The 20520-nt window shown below is 31.5% G+C and carries 22 protein-coding genes and 1 tRNA gene; 21 read left to right on the top strand and 2 right to left on the bottom strand.

What is annotated here, in order from left to right; genetic code table 11:
* Positions 1–227: 227 nt before the first annotated feature.
* The 14 genes from zapA (at position 228) to N524_RS0101770 (ending at position 14697) form a co-directional block, all read left to right on the top strand.
* Positions 228–494: a cell division protein ZapA gene (zapA, locus tag N524_RS0101835; RefSeq protein ID WP_017637644.1), complete on the top strand. Its 267-nt coding sequence runs from the start codon at positions 228–230 to the stop codon at positions 492–494.
* The gene (locus N524_RS0101830; RefSeq protein WP_017637643.1) at positions 495–1016 is read left to right on the top strand and encodes a CvpA family protein; all 522 of its coding nucleotides are present in this window, start codon (positions 495–497) and stop codon (positions 1014–1016) included.
* A 75-nt stretch (positions 1017–1091) separates the two neighbouring features.
* Positions 1092–2804, top strand: coding sequence for a DNA polymerase/3'-5' exonuclease PolX (gene polX / locus N524_RS0101825; RefSeq protein ID WP_029055495.1), 1713 nt, complete (start codon positions 1092–1094; stop codon positions 2802–2804).
* A 9-nt stretch (positions 2805–2813) separates the two neighbouring features.
* Entirely contained in the window at positions 2814–5162 is a 2349-nt protein-coding gene (locus N524_RS0101820) for an endonuclease MutS2 (protein ID WP_029055494.1), read from the top strand.
* Positions 5163–5334: 172 nt separating this feature from the next.
* The gene (gene trxA, locus N524_RS0101815; RefSeq protein ID WP_017637640.1) at positions 5335–5649 is read left to right on the top strand and encodes a thioredoxin; all 315 of its coding nucleotides are present in this window, start codon (positions 5335–5337) and stop codon (positions 5647–5649) included.
* Between the two features lie 131 nt (positions 5650–5780).
* Positions 5781–7565: an excinuclease ABC subunit UvrC gene (gene uvrC / locus N524_RS0101810; protein WP_029055493.1), complete on the top strand. Its 1785-nt coding sequence runs from the start codon at positions 5781–5783 to the stop codon at positions 7563–7565.
* A 410-nt stretch (positions 7566–7975) separates the two neighbouring features.
* The gene (locus N524_RS0101805) at positions 7976–8590 is read left to right on the top strand and encodes a succinate dehydrogenase cytochrome b558 subunit (protein WP_029055492.1); all 615 of its coding nucleotides are present in this window, start codon (positions 7976–7978) and stop codon (positions 8588–8590) included.
* A 53-nt stretch (positions 8591–8643) separates the two neighbouring features.
* A complete protein-coding gene (gene sdhA, locus N524_RS0101800; RefSeq protein ID WP_029055491.1) occupies positions 8644–10410 on the top strand; it encodes a succinate dehydrogenase flavoprotein subunit in 1767 nt (588 codons plus the stop codon).
* The gene (gene sdhB, locus N524_RS0101795; protein ID WP_017637636.1) at positions 10410–11243 is read left to right on the top strand and encodes a succinate dehydrogenase iron-sulfur subunit; all 834 of its coding nucleotides are present in this window, start codon (positions 10410–10412) and stop codon (positions 11241–11243) included. The genes sdhA and sdhB overlap by 1 nt, the downstream gene beginning before the upstream one ends.
* 173 nt (positions 11244–11416) lie before the next feature.
* Complete coding sequence (gene racE, locus N524_RS0101790; RefSeq protein ID WP_017637635.1) at positions 11417–12214, top strand: glutamate racemase; 798 nt, start codon at positions 11417–11419, stop codon at positions 12212–12214.
* A gap of 15 nt (positions 12215–12229) precedes the next feature.
* Positions 12230–12817, top strand: coding sequence for an XTP/dITP diphosphatase (locus N524_RS0101785; protein WP_029055490.1), 588 nt, complete (start codon positions 12230–12232; stop codon positions 12815–12817).
* On the top strand, positions 12810–13328 hold the full coding sequence (locus tag N524_RS0101780; protein ID WP_029055489.1) for a YfcE family phosphodiesterase: 519 nt from the start codon (positions 12810–12812) through the stop codon (positions 13326–13328). Before N524_RS0101785 ends, N524_RS0101780 begins: the two co-directional genes overlap by 8 nt.
* A 110-nt stretch (positions 13329–13438) precedes the next feature.
* Positions 13439–13876 carry a MarR family winged helix-turn-helix transcriptional regulator gene (locus N524_RS0101775; RefSeq protein ID WP_029055488.1) on the top strand — a complete coding sequence of 146 codons (438 nt, stop codon included), beginning with the start codon at positions 13439–13441 and terminating at the stop codon, positions 13874–13876.
* Complete coding sequence (locus tag N524_RS0101770; RefSeq protein ID WP_029055487.1) at positions 13873–14697, top strand: N-acyl homoserine lactonase family protein; 825 nt, start codon at positions 13873–13875, stop codon at positions 14695–14697. Before N524_RS0101775 ends, N524_RS0101770 begins: the two co-directional genes overlap by 4 nt.
* A 163-nt stretch (positions 14698–14860) precedes the next feature.
* On the opposite strand, the gene N524_RS0101765 is transcribed toward N524_RS0101770, so the two are convergent.
* Positions 14861–14934, bottom strand: a tRNA-Arg gene (locus N524_RS0101765).
* Positions 14935–15296: 362 nt separating this feature from the next.
* On the opposite strand from N524_RS0101765, the gene N524_RS12690 reads away from it, so the two are divergent.
* From N524_RS12690 to N524_RS0101745, 4 genes are all read left to right on the top strand, one after another.
* Positions 15297–15431: a beta-class phenol-soluble modulin gene (locus N524_RS12690; protein ID WP_017637181.1), complete on the top strand. Its 135-nt coding sequence runs from the start codon at positions 15297–15299 to the stop codon at positions 15429–15431.
* Positions 15432–15477: 46 nt separating this feature from the next.
* The gene (locus N524_RS13105; RefSeq protein ID WP_002450638.1) at positions 15478–15612 is read left to right on the top strand and encodes a beta-class phenol-soluble modulin; all 135 of its coding nucleotides are present in this window, start codon (positions 15478–15480) and stop codon (positions 15610–15612) included.
* Positions 15613–15661: 49 nt separating this feature from the next.
* Positions 15662–15796: a beta-class phenol-soluble modulin gene (locus N524_RS13100; protein ID WP_017637180.1), complete on the top strand. Its 135-nt coding sequence runs from the start codon at positions 15662–15664 to the stop codon at positions 15794–15796.
* A gap of 118 nt (positions 15797–15914) precedes the next feature.
* The gene (locus N524_RS0101745) at positions 15915–16601 is read left to right on the top strand and encodes a YjjG family noncanonical pyrimidine nucleotidase (protein WP_017637179.1); all 687 of its coding nucleotides are present in this window, start codon (positions 15915–15917) and stop codon (positions 16599–16601) included.
* A 52-nt stretch (positions 16602–16653) separates the two neighbouring features.
* Here N524_RS0101745 and N524_RS0101740 read toward each other — a convergent pair whose 3' ends face one another.
* On the bottom strand, positions 16654–17094 hold the full coding sequence (locus N524_RS0101740; protein WP_029055486.1) for an N-acetyltransferase: 441 nt from the start codon (positions 17092–17094) through the stop codon (positions 16654–16656).
* Between the two features lie 280 nt (positions 17095–17374).
* Between N524_RS0101740 and bshC the strand changes: the two genes are divergently transcribed.
* From bshC to rsmH, 3 genes are all read left to right on the top strand, one after another.
* On the top strand, positions 17375–18988 hold the full coding sequence (gene bshC, locus N524_RS0101735; protein WP_029055485.1) for a bacillithiol biosynthesis cysteine-adding enzyme BshC: 1614 nt from the start codon (positions 17375–17377) through the stop codon (positions 18986–18988).
* A gap of 143 nt (positions 18989–19131) precedes the next feature.
* On the top strand, positions 19132–19563 hold the full coding sequence (gene mraZ, locus N524_RS0101730) for a division/cell wall cluster transcriptional repressor MraZ (protein WP_002442408.1): 432 nt from the start codon (positions 19132–19134) through the stop codon (positions 19561–19563).
* A 15-nt stretch (positions 19564–19578) separates the two neighbouring features.
* Positions 19579–20514 carry a 16S rRNA (cytosine(1402)-N(4))-methyltransferase RsmH gene (gene rsmH / locus N524_RS0101725; protein ID WP_029055484.1) on the top strand — a complete coding sequence of 312 codons (936 nt, stop codon included), beginning with the start codon at positions 19579–19581 and terminating at the stop codon, positions 20512–20514.
* Positions 20515–20520: the final 6 nt, after the last annotated feature.

Below are 20520 nucleotides of genomic sequence, written 5' to 3'. Positions count from 1 at the left end.
ATATAATACTAAAAATTAAAAAGGTAGGCGTAATTTTCTAAAGAAAAAGATTGACTTTATTAAACCACATACTTACAAAATAATTATGACTCATGTATAATGTTTAATGATAAGTAAAAAGAATAAAACCAAAAATTAATATTATGTACAAATAATATAGAAACATGATTTTGGTTAAATTAAATAGAGATACGGAATAATTTAATTAAAAGTCAGGAGATATAATTATGGGTGATTTTAAGAATAGAATAAATGTAACAATTAATGACCAACACTTTACAATAATTGGTGATGATAGCCCAGAGCATATACGACATGTTGCTCATTTAGTAGATGAGACAATGAGAGAATTAGGGCAAAAATCAGCTGGACTAGACACAACAAGGAAAGCTATTTTAACAGCCGTCAATATTATGCATGAAAAAGTAAGCTTAGAGGAAGAAAACCGTCGATTACAACAAGAACTTAATCAATTAAAACAACGAGAAGATTAGATGTTATTAGACATTGTTATATTAATCATTTTACTGTATTTTGCAATCGTTGGATTTCGACGAGGATTGTGGCTTACAAGTTTACATTTTATTTCTTCAATAGTGTCGTTATGGATTGCAATGCAATTTTATCGAGACATCGCAAAACGTTTAATCGTGTTTTTACCTTTTCCAAAGACTGTTGCATATGATACCCAATATGCGATATCTTTTGATCACTTACAATATCGTTTTGAATCTATAGTTGCTTTTATTTTAATTGCGCTATGCAGTAAGTTGATTTTATATCTAATCATCGTCACATTTGATAATATAGTTGCATATCAACCTTTAAATATCATTAGCCGTATCTTAGGTATTATATTAAGTTTAATAATGGGTATTATATTTATTCAAATCATGATGTATATTTTAGCTTTATATCCTAATGTAATGATACAAAATTCATTGGGTCATTCATTATTAGCTAAGCATATTCTATTGCACACACCTTATGTTTCACAATTAATTTTAAATTTATAAAAAATGATGTTGAGGTCAGGACAGACAATTTGAAATAGAAATATGTCCTGGTCTTATTTTTATGGAGAGATGTATATGACTAAAAAAGATGTTATTCAATTATTAGAAAAAATAGCTACTTATATGGAGTTAAAAGGAGAAAATACCTTTAAAGTGTCTGCGTATAGAAAAGCAGCTCAAAGTTTAGAAGTAGATGAACGACCACTAGATGAGATTGAGGATGTAACTGAATTAAAAGGTATTGGAAAAGGAGTCGGTGATGTCATTAATGAATATCGACAATCTGGACATTCAACTGCATTAGAAGATTTACAAAAAGAAGTTCCTGAAGGACTAGTACCTTTATTAAAGATACAAGGGTTAGGTAGTAAAAAAATCGCTAAATTATATAAAGAACTTAATATTACTGATAAAGCGTCATTACAAGAAGCATGTGAATCAGGTAAAGTAAGTGAATTAAGTGGTTTTGCTAAAAAGACGGAACAAAATATTCTTGAAGCAGTTAAAGCATTAGGTGCTAAAAAAGAAAGTTATCCAATTGATCAAATGAGAGGACTCAATCACCAAATTATAGATTATATTAGTCAATTAGACGATATCGATCGATACTCTTCAGCGGGAAGTTTTAGAAGATATAAAGAACAAAGTAAAGATTTAGATTTTATTATTAGCACGAATGAACCAGAAAAAGTACAACAACAATTATTAAATATTCCTAATAAAGTTAAAGATGTAGCGATAGGTTCAACTAAAATATCAGTAGAACTAGAATACGATGATGAAACAATTGGCGTAGATTTTAGACTGATTGAACCTGCTGCGTTCTATCACACGTTGCAACATTTCACTGGATCAAAAGATCACAATATTCGCATTAGACAATTAGCCAAAGCTCAAAATGAGAAAGTTAGTGAATATGGTATTGAAAAAGATAATGGGGAAGTATTGCAATTTAATAGCGAAGCGGAAATTTATGGACATTTTGGAGTTTCTTGGATTGAACCTTCAATGCGTGAAGATGGAAGCGAATTTGATAAAGATTTAAGTCAAATTATCCAATTAGATGATATTAACGGTGATCTTCATATGCATACCACGTATAGTGACGGGGCATTTTCAATTAGAGATATGATAGAAGCCAATATCGCTAAGGGATATGAATTTATGGTTATTACTGATCATTCACAAAGTTTAAGAGTGGCAAATGGTTTACAAGTGGAACGTTTGTTACGTCAAAATGAAGAAATTAAACAATTAAATGAAGAATATGATGAAATTGATATTTATTCAGGTATTGAAATGGACATATTACCCGATGGTTCATTAGACTATGATGATGAGATTCTTGCACAATTGGATTATGTCATTGCAGCGATACATCAAAGTTTTAATCAATCTGAAGAAGACATTATGAAACGCTTAGAAAATGCGTGTCGTAATCCATACGTAAGACATATTGCTCATCCAACTGGTAGAATTATTGGCCGTCGTCCTGGATACGAACCAAATATTGAAAAACTAGCTCAACTTGCTGAAGAAACAAATACAATTTTAGAAATTAATGCGAATCCAAAGCGTTTGGATTTAAATGCACAAACAGTACGACAATATCCAAATGTTAAATTAACCATTAATACAGATGCGCATCATACTGATCATTTAGAATTTATGAAATATGGTGTTGCAACAGCGCAAAAAGGATTTGTTACGAAAGATAGAGTAATCAATACAATGTCTAGAGAGGCATTTAAATCGTTTATTAATAACAACATAAAAATGAAGAAATAGAGGGATTGCATGAGACAAAAAACATTAGATGTCTTAGAATTTGATAAAATAAAATCATTTGTATCAAATGAAGCTATCAGTGATTTAGGAAGAGAAAAGGTAGCAGAAATGTCTCCAGCAACAGATTTTGAAACAGTTGAATTTCAAATCAATGAAACTGACGAAATTTCGCAAATATATAATAAACATCGACTTCCAAGTTTGAGTGGTTTATCAAAAGTAGCGCAATATATTCATCGTTCAACTATTGGTGGCGTCTTAAATGTAACTGAATTAACTGCGATTAAACGTTTGATACAAGTTCAAAATCAATTTAAGACATTCTATAATCAATTATTAGAAGAAGATGAAGAGGTTAAATATCCAATTTTAGATAGTAATATGGCACAACTACCAATACTAACTGACCTTTTTAAAGATATTAATGAAAAATGTGACACACATGATTTATTTGATCATGCAAGTTACGAGTTACAAAGTATCCGTAGTAAGATATCAAGTACTAACCAACGTATTAGACAAAATTTAGATAGAGTAGTTAAAAGTCAGGCTAATCAAAAAAAATTGTCTGATGCCATTGTGACAGTAAGAAATGATAGAAATGTTATACCTGTGAAAGCAGAATATAGACAGGACTTTAATGGTATCGTTCATGACCAATCAGCTTCTGGACAAACATTGTATATTGAGCCATCTTCAGTTGTTGAAATGAATAACCAAATTAGCCGATTGCGAAATGATGAAGCAGTTGAACGTGAACGTATTTTAACTGAGTTAACGGGTCAAGTAGCAGCTGAAGCGGATGCTTTGTTAACAGCAGAGTCAATTATGGGTCACCTTGATTTTTTAATTGCAAAAGCGAGATATGCACGTTCTATCAAAGGAACTAAACCAACATTTCATAAAGAGAGAACCGTTTATTTACCCAATGCATACCATCCATTATTAGATCAAAATACAGTTGTAGCTAATACGATTGAATTTATAGATGACATCGAAACAGTCATTATTACTGGTCCGAATACAGGTGGTAAAACAGTAACATTAAAAACATTAGGATTAATTATTGTCATGGCACAATCAGGGATGCTTATTCCTACATTAGATGGTAGCCAATTAAGTGTATTTGAAAACGTGTATTGTGATATAGGTGACGAACAATCAATAGAACAATCATTATCGACATTTTCATCACATATGAAAAATATTGTTGAAATATTAAAAGATGCAGATAAAAATAGCTTAATTCTATTTGATGAATTAGGTGCAGGAACAGATCCTAGTGAAGGTGCAGCACTTGCGATGAGTATACTAGATCATGTAAGAAGTCTAGGAGCTTTAGTTATGGCGACAACTCACTATCCAGAATTAAAAGCTTATAGTTATAACCGTGAAGGCGTGATGAACGCGAGTGTTGAATTTGATGTTGAATCATTAAGTCCAACATATAAATTACTTATGGGTGTGCCTGGACGTTCTAATGCATTTGATATATCTAAGAAATTAGGCTTAAGTCTTCATATTATTAATAGAGCTAAGACAATGATTGGTACTGATGAACAAGAAATAAACAATATGATAGAATCACTTGAGAAAAATTCAAAACGTGTGGATGAACAACGTATTGAATTAGATAGACTAGTCAAGGAAGCACAAACAACACACGACGAACTAGAAAAACAATATCAACAGTATCAAAATTATGAAAAATCATTAATGGATGAAGCGAAAGAAAAAGCGAATCAACGTGTGAAATCTGCAACTAAAGAAGCTGATGCGATTCTTAAAGAATTGAGAGAATTAAGAGATAAAAAAGGTGCAGACGTTAAAGAACATGAACTTATTGATAAGAAAAAACAATTAGATGATCAATATGAAGCGAAATCCATTAAACAACATGTTCAAAAACAAAAGTATGATAAAATTCAAGCTGGCGATGAAGTTAAAGTCTTATCTTATGGACAAAAAGGTGAAGTGCTTGAATTAGTTGGCGATGAAGAAGCGGTTGTTCAAATGGGTATTTTAAAAATGAAACTACCTATTGAAGATTTAGAAAAAATGAAAAAGAAAAAAGAGAAACCAACGAAAATGGTTACCCGTGCGAATAGACAAACTGTAAAAACAGAACTTGATTTAAGAGGTTATCGCTATGAAGATGCACTAATCGAATTAGACCAGTATTTAGATCAAGCAGTATTAAGCAATTTCGAACAGGTTTATATTATTCATGGTAAAGGCACTGGTGCATTACAAAAAGGTGTACAACAACATTTAAAACGACATAAAAGTGTTAAAACATTTAGAGGTGGTATGCCAAGTGAAGGTGGATTTGGTGTTACCGTAGCTTCTTTAAAATAAATCTTCATAATAGATATTTTGTTGAGGCATTAGCCTAAAGTAAGTGGAAAATTGAATGATTTCTTGAGGAAATTTGCCACTTTAAAAAAAGAGCAAGCAGATTGCAATGCATTACCTTATAAATTCTGTTATAATTTGCTCATCATTTAAAAATTAAGGAGGATTGGCAATTATGGCAATCGTAAAAGTAACTGATTCTGATTTCGATAGTAAAATAGAATCTGGAGTTAAATTAGTAGATTTTTGGGCTACTTGGTGTGGACCATGTAAAATGATCGCTCCAGTTTTAGAAGAATTAGCAGGGGACTATGATGGTAAAGCAGACATCTTAAAATTAGATGTAGATGAAAACCCATCAACTGCAGCAAAATACGAAGTAATGAGTATTCCAACTTTAATTGTATTCAAAGATGGACAACCAGTTGATAAAGTAGTAGGTTTCCAACCTAAAGAAAACTTAGCTGAAGTATTAGATAAACACCTATAAGAATATAGACATGAAGACTGGGGCATTTCATAAGAATGCTCCAGCTTTGTTTTGTCTATTCCTATTTAATATTAATATTTTTTCATAAAAGAATTTATCGTAATTAAAACCAACAAGAAAGGAGGAAAAACATGGAAACGTATCAAGAACAAATTAAAACTAAGTTAAATGTCGTACCATTGGAACCTGGTTGTTATTTAATGAAAGATCGTAATGATCAAGTAATTTATGTTGGTAAAGCTAAAAAATTACGTAATCGATTACGTTCATATTTTACTGGTGCACATGATGCTAAAACAACGCGCTTAGTGAGTGAAATACGTAATTTTGAATTTATTGTAACCTCAAGCGAGACAGAATCATTACTTTTAGAATTAAACTTAATTAAACAATATCAACCACGTTACAATATTTTGCTGAAAGATGATAAAAGCTATCCATTCATTAAAATTACTAAAGAAAAACATCCTAGATTAATCGTAACCAGAACAGTTAAAAAAGGATCTGGTAAATATTTCGGTCCATATCCTAACGCTTATTCCGCACAAGAGACAAAAAAATTATTAGACCGGATATATCCATTTAGAAAATGTGATAAAATGCCGGATAAATTATGTCTTTATTATCATATTGGTCAATGTATGGGGCCGTGTGTTTATGATGTAGATTTAGATAAATATGCTCAAATGACAAAAGAAATTAGTGATTTTTTAAATGGTGAAGATAAAACGATATTAAACAATTTACAAGATCGTATGGAGAAAGCTAGTGAATCATTAGATTTTGAACGTGCTAAAGAATATCGTGATTTAATTCAACACATTCATAATCTCACTAAAAAGCAAAAAATTATGTCTACCGATAATACGATTCGTGATGTTTTTGGATATAGTGTGTCTAAAGGATGGATGTGTATCCAAGTATTTTTCATTAGGCAAGGCAATATGATTAAAAGAGATACAACGATGATTCCGATTCAACAAACAGAAGAAGAAGAATTCTATACATTTATAGGTCAGTTCTACAGTTTAAATCAACACATCCTACCTAAAGAAGTTCATGTCCCTAAAAATTTAAATAAAGAAATTATTCAATCTGTTGTGGATACTAAAATAGTGCAACCTTCAAGAGGTGCAAAAAAAGAAATGATAGATTTAGCTAACCATAATGCCGAAGTGTCATTAACAAATAAATTTGAATTAATCGCTAGAGACGAATCAAGAACAGTTAAAGCAATTGAGGAACTCGGTGAAAGAATGGGAATACAAACTCCTATTAGAATTGAGGCATTTGATAACTCCAATATCCAAGGTGTGGATCCCGTATCAGCCATGGTAACTTTTGTAGATGGTAAGCCAGATAAAAAGGGCTACCGCAAATATAAAATTAAAACGGTTGAAGGGCCAGATGATTATAAATCAATGAGAGAAGTAGTCCGTCGACGATACACTCGAGTTCTAAATGAAGGTACCCCATTACCAGATTTAATCATTGTTGATGGTGGTAAAGGGCATATGAACGGTGTTATGGACGTACTTGAAAATGAATTAGGTTTGGATATTCCAGTTGCAGCACTACAAAAGAATGACAAACACCAAACGTCAGAATTATTATATGGTGCGAGTGCTGAAATAGTGCCATTGAAGAAAAATAGCCAAGCTTTCTATTTATTACACCGCATTCAAGATGAAGTCCATCGTTTTGCTATTACATTCCACAGACAAACGAGACAAAAAACAGGTCTTAAGTCAGTACTTGATGATATAGATGGAATTGGAAGTAAACGTAAAACGAAATTATTAAGAACTTTTGGATCAATTAAGAAGATGAAAGCAGCATCTTTAGAAGAATTAAAAAAATCTGGACTACCCGAAAATGTTGCAAAAAACTTACAGCACGCACTTCAATCAAAATAAATTGACAAATTTTGGACATGAGAATTATTCTCATGTCCAAAAGTGCTTTAAATAATGTTACAATATAGTTAACAAAAGGCTATTTTTTTAAAGTTGTTTGGAAGCGTTTTCTAATTGAGAATTGTTATCAATCATGTAGGGTTACATGAATTGCTATAGAATACTCACATATGACGACATCATTATATGAAATCTATAACATGACTAGCCCTTTTCTTTTTTATGAAATACTTGTTTGATTTTAAATTTAACAGGAAGATGCTCCCAAGTATCTTTAAAGTGATTTAATTAAGACGAGTACAAAATAAAGAAGTAAAAGAAGCTAGTATTTTATATGGTTTTTTACGGCAGTTTACATACAACTTTATAATTTTAGTCAATTAATTAAATGTTTACAGGGGGGACTCCTTTTGGCTCAATCAAAAAATGAATTCTACTTAAGACGAATCCATTCGTTATTAGGTATTATCCCAATCGGTGCATTCTTAATTGTTCACTTATTGGTCAATCATCAAGCAACACAAGGGGCGGAAGCTTTTAATAAAGCCTCAGGTTTCATGGAATCAATACCGTTCTTATTGGTAGTTGAATTTCTATTTATTTATATTCCGCTTTTATACCATGGTTTATTTGGTTTACACATTGCATTTACAGCAAAAGAGAATGTGGGTCATTACTCATTATTCAGAAACTGGATGTTCTTTTGCCAAAGAATAAGTGGTATTTTAGCATTCATCTTTATTGGTATGCACTTATGGCAAACACGCTTACAAAAAGCTTTTTACGGTAAAGCAGTTGACTATAATATGATGCACGAAACTTTACATAATCCATTGTGGGCTATTTTCTACATTATTTGTGTAATTGCAGTAGTATTCCACTTTTCAAATGGATTATGGTCATTCTTAGTTACATGGGGTATTTTACAATCAAAAAAATCACAACGTGTCTTCACATGGGTATCGTTAATTGTATTTTTAATTATCTCTTATATCGGCGTAACTGCTATTATCGCATTTATGTAACAAATACAGATTAACTAGTCTTAGTTTTTATATTTCAGGGGAGTGACATTTCTATGGCAGAGAAAAAAATTATTGTTGTCGGTGGAGGACTTGCCGGTCTGATGTCAACAATTAAAGCAGCAGAAAAAGGTGCACATGTAGATTTATTCTCATTAGTACCTGTTAAACGTTCGCACTCAGTTTGTGCCCAAGGTGGTATTAACGGTGCGGTAAATACAAAAGGTGAAGGTGACTCACCTTGGATTCACTTTGATGACACTGTTTATGGTGGCGACTTCCTAGCAAACCAACCACCAGTAAAAGCAATGGCTGAAGCTGCACCTAACATCATTCACTTATTAGACCGTATGGGTGTTATGTTTAGTAGAACTAATGAAGGTCTATTAGACTTCAGACGTTTCGGTGGTACGTTATATCACAGAACAGCATTTGCTGGAGCTACAACAGGTCAACAATTATTATATGCGTTAGATGAACAAGTTCGTTCATTTGAAGTAGATGGATTAGTAACAAAATACGAAGGTTGGGAATTCTTAGGTATAGTTAAAGATGACGACAATGCTGCTAGAGGTATTGTTGCACAAAACATGACAACTTCTGAAATTCAATCATTCGGTTCTGACGCAGTAATTATGGCAACAGGTGGTCCTGGTATCATCTTCGGTAAAACAACTAACTCAATGATTAATACAGGTTCTGCAGCATCTATCGTTTATCAACAAGGTGCAGCATACGCAAATGGTGAATTCATCCAAATTCATCCAACTGCTATTCCTGGTGACGATAAATTACGTCTGATGAGTGAATCAGCACGTGGTGAAGGTGGACGTATCTGGACATATAAAGATGGTAAACCTTGGTATTTCTTAGAAGAAAAATATCCTGACTATGGTAACTTAGTACCTCGTGATATCGCGACACGTGAAATTTTCGATGTATGTATTAACCAAAAATTAGGTATTAACGGCGAAAACATGGTTTACTTAGATTTATCTCATAAAGATCCACATGAATTAGACGTTAAACTTGGTGGTATTATTGAGATTTATGAAAAATTCACTGGTGATGATCCACGTAAAGTACCAATGAAAATTTTCCCAGCAGTACACTACTCAATGGGTGGTCTATATGTTGATTATGACCAAATGACTAACATTAAAGGTTTATTTGCTGCAGGAGAATGTGATTTCTCTCAACACGGTGGTAATAGACTTGGCGCTAACTCATTATTATCTGCCATCTATGGTGGTACAGTAGCTGGCCCTAATGCTATTAAATATCTTGATGATATTGAAACTTCATACACTGACTTAGATGACAGTATTTATGAAGCACGTGTAAAAGAAGAACAAGAACGCTTTGATAAATTATTAAACATGCGCGGTTCAGAAAATGCTTATAAACTTCATCGTGAATTAGGTGAAATTATGACAGCAAATGTAACTGTTGTGCGTGAAAATGATAAATTATTAGAAACAGATAAGAAAATCCAAGAATTGATGAAACGTTATGAAGATATCGATATGGAAGATACACAAACTTGGAGTAACCAAGCTGTATTCTTCACTCGTCAATTATGGAATATGCTTGTGCTAGCACGAGTAATTACAATTGGGGCTTATAACCGTAATGAATCACGTGGTGCACACTACAAACCAGAATTCCCTGATCGTAATGATGATGAATGGTTAAAAACAACTATGGCGTATTACCAAGGTAGAACAGAAGCACCTAGATTTGAATACGATCCAGTTGATATTAGCTTAATCCCACCACGTAAACGTGATTACACTAGTAAGTCTAAAGGAGGTAAAAAATAATGGCTGACCAATCAGTAAAAGACACTCCAGAAACTCAAAGTAATCAACAACAACAGCAAAACGATCAACCAAAACAAAAAACGGTTAAATTAATTATCAAACGTCAAGACGATAGTGAATCTAAACCATATGAAGAAACATTTGAAATTCCTTATAAAGAAAATTTAAATGTTATTGCTTGTCTAATGGAAATTAGACGTAATCCAGTTAATATTAATGGTGAAAAAACAACTCCAGTAACTTGGGATATGAACTGTTTAGAAGAAGTATGTGGTGCTTGTTCAATGGTTATCAACGGACGCGCAAGACAATCTTGTTCTGCAATTGTTGACCAATTAGAACAACCTATTCGTTTAGAACCAATGAGTACTTTCCCAGTAATTCGTGACTTACAAGTTGACCGTTCAAGAATGTTCGACAACTTGAAACGTATGAAAGCTTGGATTCCAATCGATGGTACTTACGATTTAGGACCAGGACCACGTATGCCTGAGAAAAAACGTCAAACAGCTTATGAATTATCTAAATGTATGACTTGTGGTGTTTGTTTAGAAGTTTGTCCAAACGTTACACAAAATAATAGCTTCGTTGGCGCACAAGCTATTTCACAAGTTCGTTTATTCGACTTACACCCAACAGGTGCAATGACAAAAGATGAACGTTTAGATGCATTAATGAGCGCAGGTGGTCTACAACAATGTGGTAATTCTCAAAACTGTGTGAATGCATGTCCAAAAGGTATTCCTTTAACAACATCAATTGCTGCAATGAATAGAGAAACTTCATTCCATATGTTCAAATCATTCTTTGGTTCTGACCATAAAGTAGATTAATAATATAAGTAACAGATTTAGCGATACCCAATAAAAGGGGTATCGCTTTTTTATTTAATGATTTACTTTGTATTGGCCATGAATAGATAACGACTGTAACAATTCAAAATAATAAACACATTGAATCGCGTATGATAAAATAAAACTTAATTATGAAATAAGGATGTAAGACTATGAATAGACCAATTGGCGTTATAGATTCAGGTGTTGGTGGTTTAACAGTAGCTAAAGAAATTATGAGACAACTTCCTAATGAAACGATTTATTACTTAGGAGATATTGGTAGATGTCCATATGGTCCAAGACCAGGTGAAGAAGTTAAACAATTTACAACTGAAATTGCACAAAAACTTGTAGAATTTGATATTAAAATGCTAGTCATCGCATGTAATACAGCGACTGCCGTTGCATTAGAACATTTACAGAAAATATTACCGATTCCAGTGGTAGGTGTCATTGAACCTGGTGCTAGAACAGCTATTATGACAACAAGAAATCAAAATGTTTTAATATTAGGAACAGAAGGTACAATTAAATCAGAAGCTTATCGTAAACACATTAAACAAATTAATCCTAATGTAGAAGTATATGGTATTGCTTGTCCAGCTTTTGCTCCTTTAGTAGAACAAATGAGATATAACGATCCGACAATTACAAGTATTGTCATACATCAAACATTGAAACAATGGAGAAATAGTGATGCTGATACTGTTATATTAGGTTGCACACACTATCCATTATTATATCAACCTATATATGATTATTTTGGTGGTAAGAAAACTGTTATTTCTTCTGGACTAGAGACAGCTCGAGAAGTAAGTGCATTATTAACATTTAGTAATGAACATGCTAGTTATACAGAACATCCAGCACATCGCTTTTTTGCTACAGGAGATACGACATATATTGAAAATATTATTCAAGAATGGTTAGGTATGGATGCTGAAGTTGAACGAGTTAATGTTGGATAAATGGAGGGAAAAATAATGGAAGATATCGTTATTGCGTCTAATAATCAAGGTAAAATAAATGATTTTAAAGCTATATTTCCTAATAAAAATGTCATAGGAATAAGTGAATTGATTAAAGATTTTGATGTAGAAGAAACTGGTACAACATTTGAAGAAAATGCTAAATTAAAATCAGTAGCTGCAGCTAAAGCATTAAATAAGCAAGTCATTGCAGATGATAGTGGCCTTGAAGTACAAGCACTTAATGGAGAACCAGCTGTTTATTCTGCAAGATATGCTGGTTTAGATAAAAATGACCAAGATAATATTAAAAAGTTACTTGATAATATGAATAACGAGACTGAAAGAGCTGCACAATTTGTATGCGTTATTAGTATGAGTTCACCAAACGGACAAACTCAGCAATTTAAAGGAACGGTATCAGGAGAAATCACAACTGAACCTATAGGAGAAAATGGCTTCGGTTATGATCCTGTTTTTTATGTTCCGTCACTTGGTAAAACAATGGCACAATTAACAGATGAGGAAAAAGCGAAAATCAGTCATCGTGGAAATGCTATTAATCAATTACAACAATTTTTAGCAGGTGAGAATAATGAGTAAATGGATTGTAGTAAGTGATAATCATAATGAATCGGGAATTCTTTACGATATTTACGAGAAACATAATGATGCAGATGTTTTTCTTCATTTAGGTGATTCAGAATTTCAATATGATGATACTGAACTTAGCCTTTACAACAGAGTGAAAGGGAATTGTGATTTTTATCCAGAATTTCCTGAAGAAAATACAATCTCAAATAATGGGATCAATGCCTTTTATACACATGGGCACTTATACCAAGTAAATCAAACGAGAATGAAATTAGCTGAAAAAGCTAAAACATTAAACGCTCAACTAGCATTTTACGGGCATACACATGTTGCTAAATATGAAAATATAGCTGATGTACATGTGATTAATCCAGGTAGTATTTCTCAATCAAGAAGTGCTGTTGAAGAAACATATGCCGAATTAATTATTGTAGATGATGAGAACAAAGCAACGTTAAATTTTAGAAATAGAGAGCATAAAGTGATAGATACAATTGAATTTAAACTAAATGATATTTAAAAATATGCATAAGCTTTCTTCAAAGTTGAATTATATATTCAACGGACAAGAAAGCTTATTATTTTTTGACATATAGTACACCTAGGTGTACTATTTTATTGGAGGTACATATGAAAGGTAATGAATTACAACAATTTAATCAATTTCACTTAACATTTATTGAAATAAGTAAAATTATTAACGAAGTTATTGATGAAGAAAATATTGATATTTCAAGAGAACAATTAGGCATTTTTAAATTACTTTTAGAACATAAACAATTATCTGTGAATCAAATAGCTGAAAAACAAGGTGTATATAAAACTGCAATTTCAAAAAGGATTAAGAAATTAGAAACAAAACATTTTGTAGAACGGATAAAGTCTGGAGATAAAAGAGAGAAAGTTATACAACTAACTGAGGAAGGACTTCAATTTTATAATAATAGACAAAACAAGTTGTATGAAGGTTTTAAAAGGAAATTAAATTTAAATAATAAAGAATTAAATGATCTTTTTGATTATACGAACCACATCAACGACATTTTAAAAAAGGATGAAGAACAATGACAAATAAAATTAAAGTTCATGTTTTACACACAGGGAATGTGATTGTAGATGAAGCGTTACCATTTGGATATTCAAATAATAGATTACTTGCATGGACAGGTCTTTTTAGATCTAAACAGCATCAAATTAAGATACCTGTTTCAGTTTATTTAATAGAACATCCTAAAGGTTTAGTATTAATAGATACTGGATGGCATACAGATAATAGAACACATCAAATTAAAAATTTACGTTTTCAATATCCTGTAAATAAAGCTGATTTACCAAAAGGAGAAGCAGTGCATGAACAATTGATAAAACTAGGATATAAACCTAGTGATATCGACTATATATTAATGAGTCATATGCATTGTGATCATGCTGACGGATTAAGATTAGTTAAAGATGCTAAACATATATTAGTTAGTGAAGAGGAATATGAAGCTATACAAAAAGATAAAATGCATTATCTTCCTCATGAATGGAAGGGTGTTCACTTAGAAACATTTAAATTTGAAGATAGCGATTTAGGACCTAAAAAGAAAGCTTTTGATTTATTTGGAGACGGTACTATTAAAATGATATGGTCACCAGGACATAGTAAAGGTCTAAGTTCTACGATTGTAAAATCTTATGATAATGAGAAATTCTTATTCCTAGTATCTGATATTGGTTATGCTTCTAAATCTTGGAAAGAAAATATATTACCTGGAGTATTAGTTGATAAAAAAGATGCTCAACAATCTTTAAATTGGGTGATAGAGATGGTGCAAAATCCTAATTGTATAGAAGCCATTGCTAATCACGACCCAGATGTTAAACCTCATATTGTAGAATTATAATGATAGATAGGAAATCATTTTTTTAAGTTTATTTGTAAGTATTCAGGTCCCTAAAAAGTCCCTATAAATTAATAATCAAAACAGCTAGGCATTTTTGAATGCCTAGCTGTTTTGATGTCATAAAAAAAGAACTGTAATCCAACAGGATTACAGTTCTAGTTAGCGTCCTGGGAGGGATTCGAACCCCCGACCGATGGCTTAGAAGGCCATTGCTCTATCCAGCTGAGCTACCAGGACATTTTTTAACACAAGATTTATTATAGCTAAATTAACTGTAATATGCAATAGCTATGATATAAAAAATGTTTATATTTTTCACTATTGTAGTGTATTGAAACAATATCATAAAGTGTTTTTAAGTTTGAAGAATATTTGAATCTATTGAATTGTGAACAATTCAGTTTTGTATCCCTAACTGTTCAAAACTGAAAACGATTTTACAGTTTTGAAGTGTTTATAGCGAAGTAAGGAAAAGACGCCAAAGTTGGGCATGAAAGTTATATATTATAAATAACAAAACGATAGATAAACAACACGAATCAATTTACCTCAGTTTTTGAAAGTAACTTTTGAACAATAAATATTAAGGAGTGTTTATAGTGGAAGGTTTATTCAAAGCAATTAAAGATACAGTTGAAGCCGGTGTTAATAATGACGGTGCTAAATTAGGTACAAGTATCGTAGGTATCGTAGAAAATGGTGTAGGGGTATTAAGTAAATTATTTGGATTCTAAGATTTATCAATTACTAAAATAAATTATAAAAAAGGAGATTTTTATTATGACAAAATTAGCAGAAGCAATCGCAAATACAGTACAAGCAGCACAAGGACATGACGGAGCTAAATTAGGCACTAGTATCGTAAGCATCGTAGAAAATGGCGTTAGCGTATTAGGAAAATTATTTGGATTCTAAGTCTTAACAACAATTAAAATAAATTAAAACAGAAAAGGAGATTTTTATAATGACAAAATTAGCAGAAGCAATCGCAAATACAGTACAAGCAGCACAAAATCACGATGGAGCTAAATTAGGAACAAGCATCGTAAGCATCGTAGAAAATGGTGTTAGCGTATTAGGAAAATTATTCGGATTCTAATATTCAAATATTTAGTACTGACCAGGGCAAGCGCTCTGGTCTTTTTTTATTTTCTAAGAAATTATATTCAAAATTTGTTATTGTTAATAGAGATAAAAGAGTAGTGAGGGATATAAAAATGAAATACACAACTATTTTACTAGATTTTGATGATACAATTGTTGATTTTTATGATGCTGAAGAAAAAGCATTTTATAATATGGCTAAACATTTTAATCATTATCCAACAGAAGAGGATTTTTATTATTTTAGAAAGGTTAATCAATCTCATTGGGAAGCTTTTCAAGAAAATAAATTAACTAAAGTTGAAGTTTTAACTCTGAGATTTGTTAATTACTTTAAAGACTATAACATTGAAGTTGATGGGAATTTAGCTGACAATCTATTTAGAGATGAATTAGCAAAAGCTACACCTAGCTTTTTTGATGGGACTTTAGACACAATAGATTATTTGAGAAAAAAACATAATATTTATATTGTGACAAATGGAGTTACAGAAACACAGCAACGTCGTTTAGCCCAAACAACATTTAACGAAACATTAAATGGCATTTTTATATCTGAACAAACAGGTTATCAAAAGCCTATGCCAGAATTTTTTGATTACATTTTTAAAGAGATGGGAGAAACACATAGAGAAAAGGCAATAATTGTAGGAGATTCACTTACTTCGGATATTTTAGGAGGAAAAAATGCTAATATTGCTACATGTTGGTTCAATTTAAGAAATAAAGAAAATAATACAACAATTCAACCTGATTATGAAATTAAGTCTCTTAAAGAATTAATTGATATTGTAGAATAATCAAATTAAAAAATCCCATCGAATTTAATAAATTCGGTGGAATTTTTTCGTACTATGGGTGCCAAATTAAAACATCATGTCCTTCAGGATTTTTAGCTTCGACATCTTTGAAACCTTGACTTTCGAAATAAGATTTTGAATTATTTCTAGCGATTGCTTTAATAGGAAGGTTAAATGATTTTGCAAAATCGATTAATTCCTTAGAAAAACCTCTGTTTTGATATTTCTCTAATACTTCTAATTTCCATAATAAAATATAATCGTCACAATCAGGGAAGTAAGATTCCTCAACTTCACCTTTATTTAGCAATGCCATTCTTGCAGCTAATTTATCTCCGACAAAAATACCATAAAAAGGTGAGTCTGAACTTGCATCGATCATTTGTCCGTTAAATTCTTCAACCATATATAAATCTTTATTACCAAACTCTCTAAAATCTTCGAATAACTCATCAGTTTTGTAATTAATTTCTAATTTTTTTACGTCGCTCATCATCATGTCCCCCTTTATTCCTTTCTTATATTATACCTTAAAGTCTATGTTCTTTTCATTTATTTATGCTCTAAGCCAAAATTAAACTAGATAAATATATTTATACGAGTTGAATTTTTTATACCATTCAAAATAAAAATAATGACACGAATGTCATTTCGAACGTATGTATTTTTAATGAATTTTAAGATTTTATAAATTTTTATAAGCCGTTAAATTGTCATAAGTGAGTATAGTCTTTATACTATATTAGGAATAGTGATACTGAAGGAGAAAAACAATGGACTGTAAAATATTAAAATTAAACAATGACGATCAGTTTATTTCCAAAATAAAAAATAGTGATAGTAGGCTCCAACAATTCTACCAATATGATGCTATGTCAGAAGATAGCTTTAAAAAGAAAATGGATGCGCCTTCTAATGGAAGAGAAAAAGAACTTGCTAATGTTATTCAATCTTATATGGAAGATTTATCAATAACTGAAGCGCAACAAACACATTTGGATGCTTTAGCTAATGGCGCAAAAGTTGTCATTGGAGGACAACAGGCTGGTCTGTTTGGTGGTCCTTTATATACAATTCATAAAATTTTTTCAATTATTACATTGAGTCAACAACTTTCAAATAAATATAACCAAACGGTTGTACCGGTATTTTGGATTGCTGGAGAAGATCATGATTTTGATGAAGTCAATCATACATTTGCTTATAATCAACAAGACGCACATCTACATAAAATTAAATATCATACTATGACACCACCTGAAAGTAACGTATCTCGTTTTAATCCTGAACAGTCACAAATGATTGAAGTGTTGAATGATTACTTTAAACAATTAAAAGAAACAGAGCATAGTAAAGCAATTTACCAAATGTGTTTAGACATTATTAAAAGTAATGATAACTGGTCAAATATTTTTAAAGCTTTATTACATGAAATCTTCAAAGATTATGGTGTTTTATTTATTGATGCTCAATATACTTCGTTGAGAAAAATGGAAAAACCTTTATTAAAAGAAATGATTTTAAAACATCGTGCTATTGATGAAGCTTTTAGAAATAATCAAAAAAATACAACACAACAAGGTTTGTCTCAAATGATTCAAACTGATACTAATGTGCATTTATTCCTTCATGAAGAAGGGATGAGACAATTATTAACTTATGAAATTGATGCTTTCCATTTAAGTAAATCAACACAAAACTATAATCAACAACAGTTATTAGACATATTAGATGAAGAACCTGATAGATTTTCAAATAATGTTGTTACACGTCCTATAATGGAAGAATGGTTATTTAATACTGTGGCCTTCATCGGTGGTCCAAGTGAAATTAAATATTGGGCAGAACTACATGATGTATTTCAGTTATTAAATATTGATATGCCGATTGTATTACCAAGATTGAGGATTACTTATTTATATAATAGAACTCAAAAATTATTAAATCAGTATCAACTTCAATTAGAACACGTCATAGAGAATGGTATTGAAGAAGATAAACAAAAATTTATTCGTGAACAAGCTTCCGAAACATTTTTAAATGAAATTGACAGTATGAAACAACAACAGGAAAATCTATTTCATTCTTTATATAAAGAAGTTCAAGGTAATAATGCTAATGAAAATTTAGTAACTAAAAATAATGAAATACACTTAAGACAGTATGATTATTTGAAAAAACGTTATCTTTTAAATATCGAAAGAGAAAATGACATTAGCATGAGACATTTTAGAGAAATTAATGATCATCTCCACGCAATGGGAGGTTTACAAGAAAGAATATGGAATCCACTTCAAATTTTGAATGATTTTGGGAAAGATGTGTTCAGTCCCTCCACTTATCCACCACTTTCTTACACTTTTGATCATATCATAATAAAAGATTGATATAACAGCGTTTAAGCCCGATTTATCGAAAAGATAAAGCGGGTATTTTTTTATAAAAATAAATATTTTTGACGAATTTTACATAATTAGTGGAGGATAGTGGGGAGATGTGGTAAATTATAAATAAGGTGAGGTGAGAAAAAATGTTCATGGGAGAATACGATCATCAATTAGATACAAAAGGACGTATGATTATACCGTCCAAGTTTCGTTATGATTTAAATGAACGTTTTATTATCACTCGAGGCCTTGATAAGTGTTTATTCGGCTATACTTTAGAAGAATGGCAACAAATTGAAGAGAAGATGAAAACCTTACCTATGACAAAAAAAGACGCACGTAAGTTTATGCGTATGTTCTTCTCAGGTGCCGTTGAAGTAGAGTTAGATAAACAAGGACGTATTAATATTCCACAAAATTTAAGGAAATACGCTAATTTAACTAAAGAATGTACAGTAATAGGTGTTTCAAATCGAATTGAGATTTGGGATAGAGAAACTTGGAATGATTTCTATGAGGAATCTGAAGATAGTTTCGAAGATATTGCTGAGGATTTAATAGATTTTGATTTTTAATTTGGAGGTATGACAGTGTTTCATCATATAAGCGTTATGTTAAACGAAACCATTGATTATCTAAATATAAAAGAAGATGGTGTGTATGTTGACTGTACGTTAGGTGGAGCAGGACATGCCTTATATTTACTAAATCAATTAAGTGATGAAGGTAGACTTATTGCAATTGATCAAGACTTAACTGCAATAGAAAATGCTAAAGATGTTTTGAAAGAACATTTACATAAAGTCACTTTTATTCACAGTAATTTTCGAGAGTTAACACAAATATTAAAAGAGCTAAACATTGAAAAAGTTGATGGTATCTACTATGACTTAGGTGTTTCAAGTCCACAGTTAGATGTACCAGAAAGAGGCTTTAGCTATCATCATGATGCTAAATTAGACATGCGGATGGATCAAACGCAATCATTATCAGCTTATGAAGTTGTAAATGAATGGTCTTTTGAAGCATTAGTCAAAATTTTCTATCGTTATGGTGAAGAAAAGTTCTCAAAACAAATTGCAAGAAGAATTGAAGCAAACCGAGAAAAACAACCAATCGAGACAACATTAGAATTAGTTGAAGTGATTAAAGAAGGCATTCCTGCCAAAGCTAGAAGAAAAGGCGGGCACCCTGCGAAAAGAGTGTTCCAAGCTATACGAATTGCAGTAAATGATGAATTAAGTGCATTCGAAGATTCAATAGAACAAGCTATCGAGCTTGTAAAGGTACACGGACGTATTTCTGTTATTACATTCCATTCATTGGAAGACCGATTATGTAAACAGATGTTTCAAGAGTATGAAAAGGGACCTGACTTACCTAGAAGCTTACCAGTTATCCCTGAAGAATATACCCCAAAATTGAAACGCGTAAACCGTAAACCTATTACTGCGACTGACGAAGATTTAGATGACAATAATCGAGCCCGAAGCGCAAAACTACGCATTGCAGAAATATTAAAATAAGGAGTA

It is taken from the genome of Staphylococcus sp. URHA0057 (assembly GCF_000620265.1).
GTDB classification, from domain to species: Bacteria; Bacillota; Bacilli; order Staphylococcales; family Staphylococcaceae; genus Staphylococcus; species Staphylococcus pasteuri.
Note: the sequence above shows the minus strand (reverse complement) of the source record. Positions and strands in the feature narration are given on the sequence as shown.

Coding starts and splice junctions, on each gene's coding strand:
- zapA (WP_017637644.1), top strand. CDS start 228: ATGGGTGATTTTAAGAATAGAATAAATGTAACAATTAATGACCAACAC.
- N524_RS0101830 (WP_017637643.1), top strand. CDS start 495: ATGTTATTAGACATTGTTATATTAATCATTTTACTGTATTTTGCAATC.
- polX (WP_029055495.1), top strand. CDS start 1,092: ATGACTAAAAAAGATGTTATTCAATTATTAGAAAAAATAGCTACTTAT.
- N524_RS0101820 (WP_029055494.1), top strand. CDS start 2,814: ATGAGACAAAAAACATTAGATGTCTTAGAATTTGATAAAATAAAATCA.
- trxA (WP_017637640.1), top strand. CDS start 5,335: ATGGCAATCGTAAAAGTAACTGATTCTGATTTCGATAGTAAAATAGAA.
- uvrC (WP_029055493.1), top strand. CDS start 5,781: ATGGAAACGTATCAAGAACAAATTAAAACTAAGTTAAATGTCGTACCA.
- sdhA (WP_029055491.1), top strand. CDS start 8,644: ATGGCAGAGAAAAAAATTATTGTTGTCGGTGGAGGACTTGCCGGTCTG.
- sdhB (WP_017637636.1), top strand. CDS start 10,410: ATGGCTGACCAATCAGTAAAAGACACTCCAGAAACTCAAAGTAATCAA.
- racE (WP_017637635.1), top strand. CDS start 11,417: ATGAATAGACCAATTGGCGTTATAGATTCAGGTGTTGGTGGTTTAACA.
- N524_RS0101785 (WP_029055490.1), top strand. CDS start 12,230: ATGGAAGATATCGTTATTGCGTCTAATAATCAAGGTAAAATAAATGAT.
- N524_RS0101780 (WP_029055489.1), top strand. CDS start 12,810: ATGAGTAAATGGATTGTAGTAAGTGATAATCATAATGAATCGGGAATT.
- N524_RS0101775 (WP_029055488.1), top strand. CDS start 13,439: ATGAAAGGTAATGAATTACAACAATTTAATCAATTTCACTTAACATTT.
- N524_RS0101770 (WP_029055487.1), top strand. CDS start 13,873: ATGACAAATAAAATTAAAGTTCATGTTTTACACACAGGGAATGTGATT.
- N524_RS13105 (WP_002450638.1), top strand. CDS start 15,478: ATGACAAAATTAGCAGAAGCAATCGCAAATACAGTACAAGCAGCACAA.
- N524_RS13100 (WP_017637180.1), top strand. CDS start 15,662: ATGACAAAATTAGCAGAAGCAATCGCAAATACAGTACAAGCAGCACAA.
- N524_RS0101745 (WP_017637179.1), top strand. CDS start 15,915: ATGAAATACACAACTATTTTACTAGATTTTGATGATACAATTGTTGAT.
- N524_RS0101740 (WP_029055486.1), bottom strand. CDS start 17,094: ATGAGCGACGTAAAAAAATTAGAAATTAATTACAAAACTGATGAGTTA.
- bshC (WP_029055485.1), top strand. CDS start 17,375: ATGGACTGTAAAATATTAAAATTAAACAATGACGATCAGTTTATTTCC.
- mraZ (WP_002442408.1), top strand. CDS start 19,132: ATGTTCATGGGAGAATACGATCATCAATTAGATACAAAAGGACGTATG.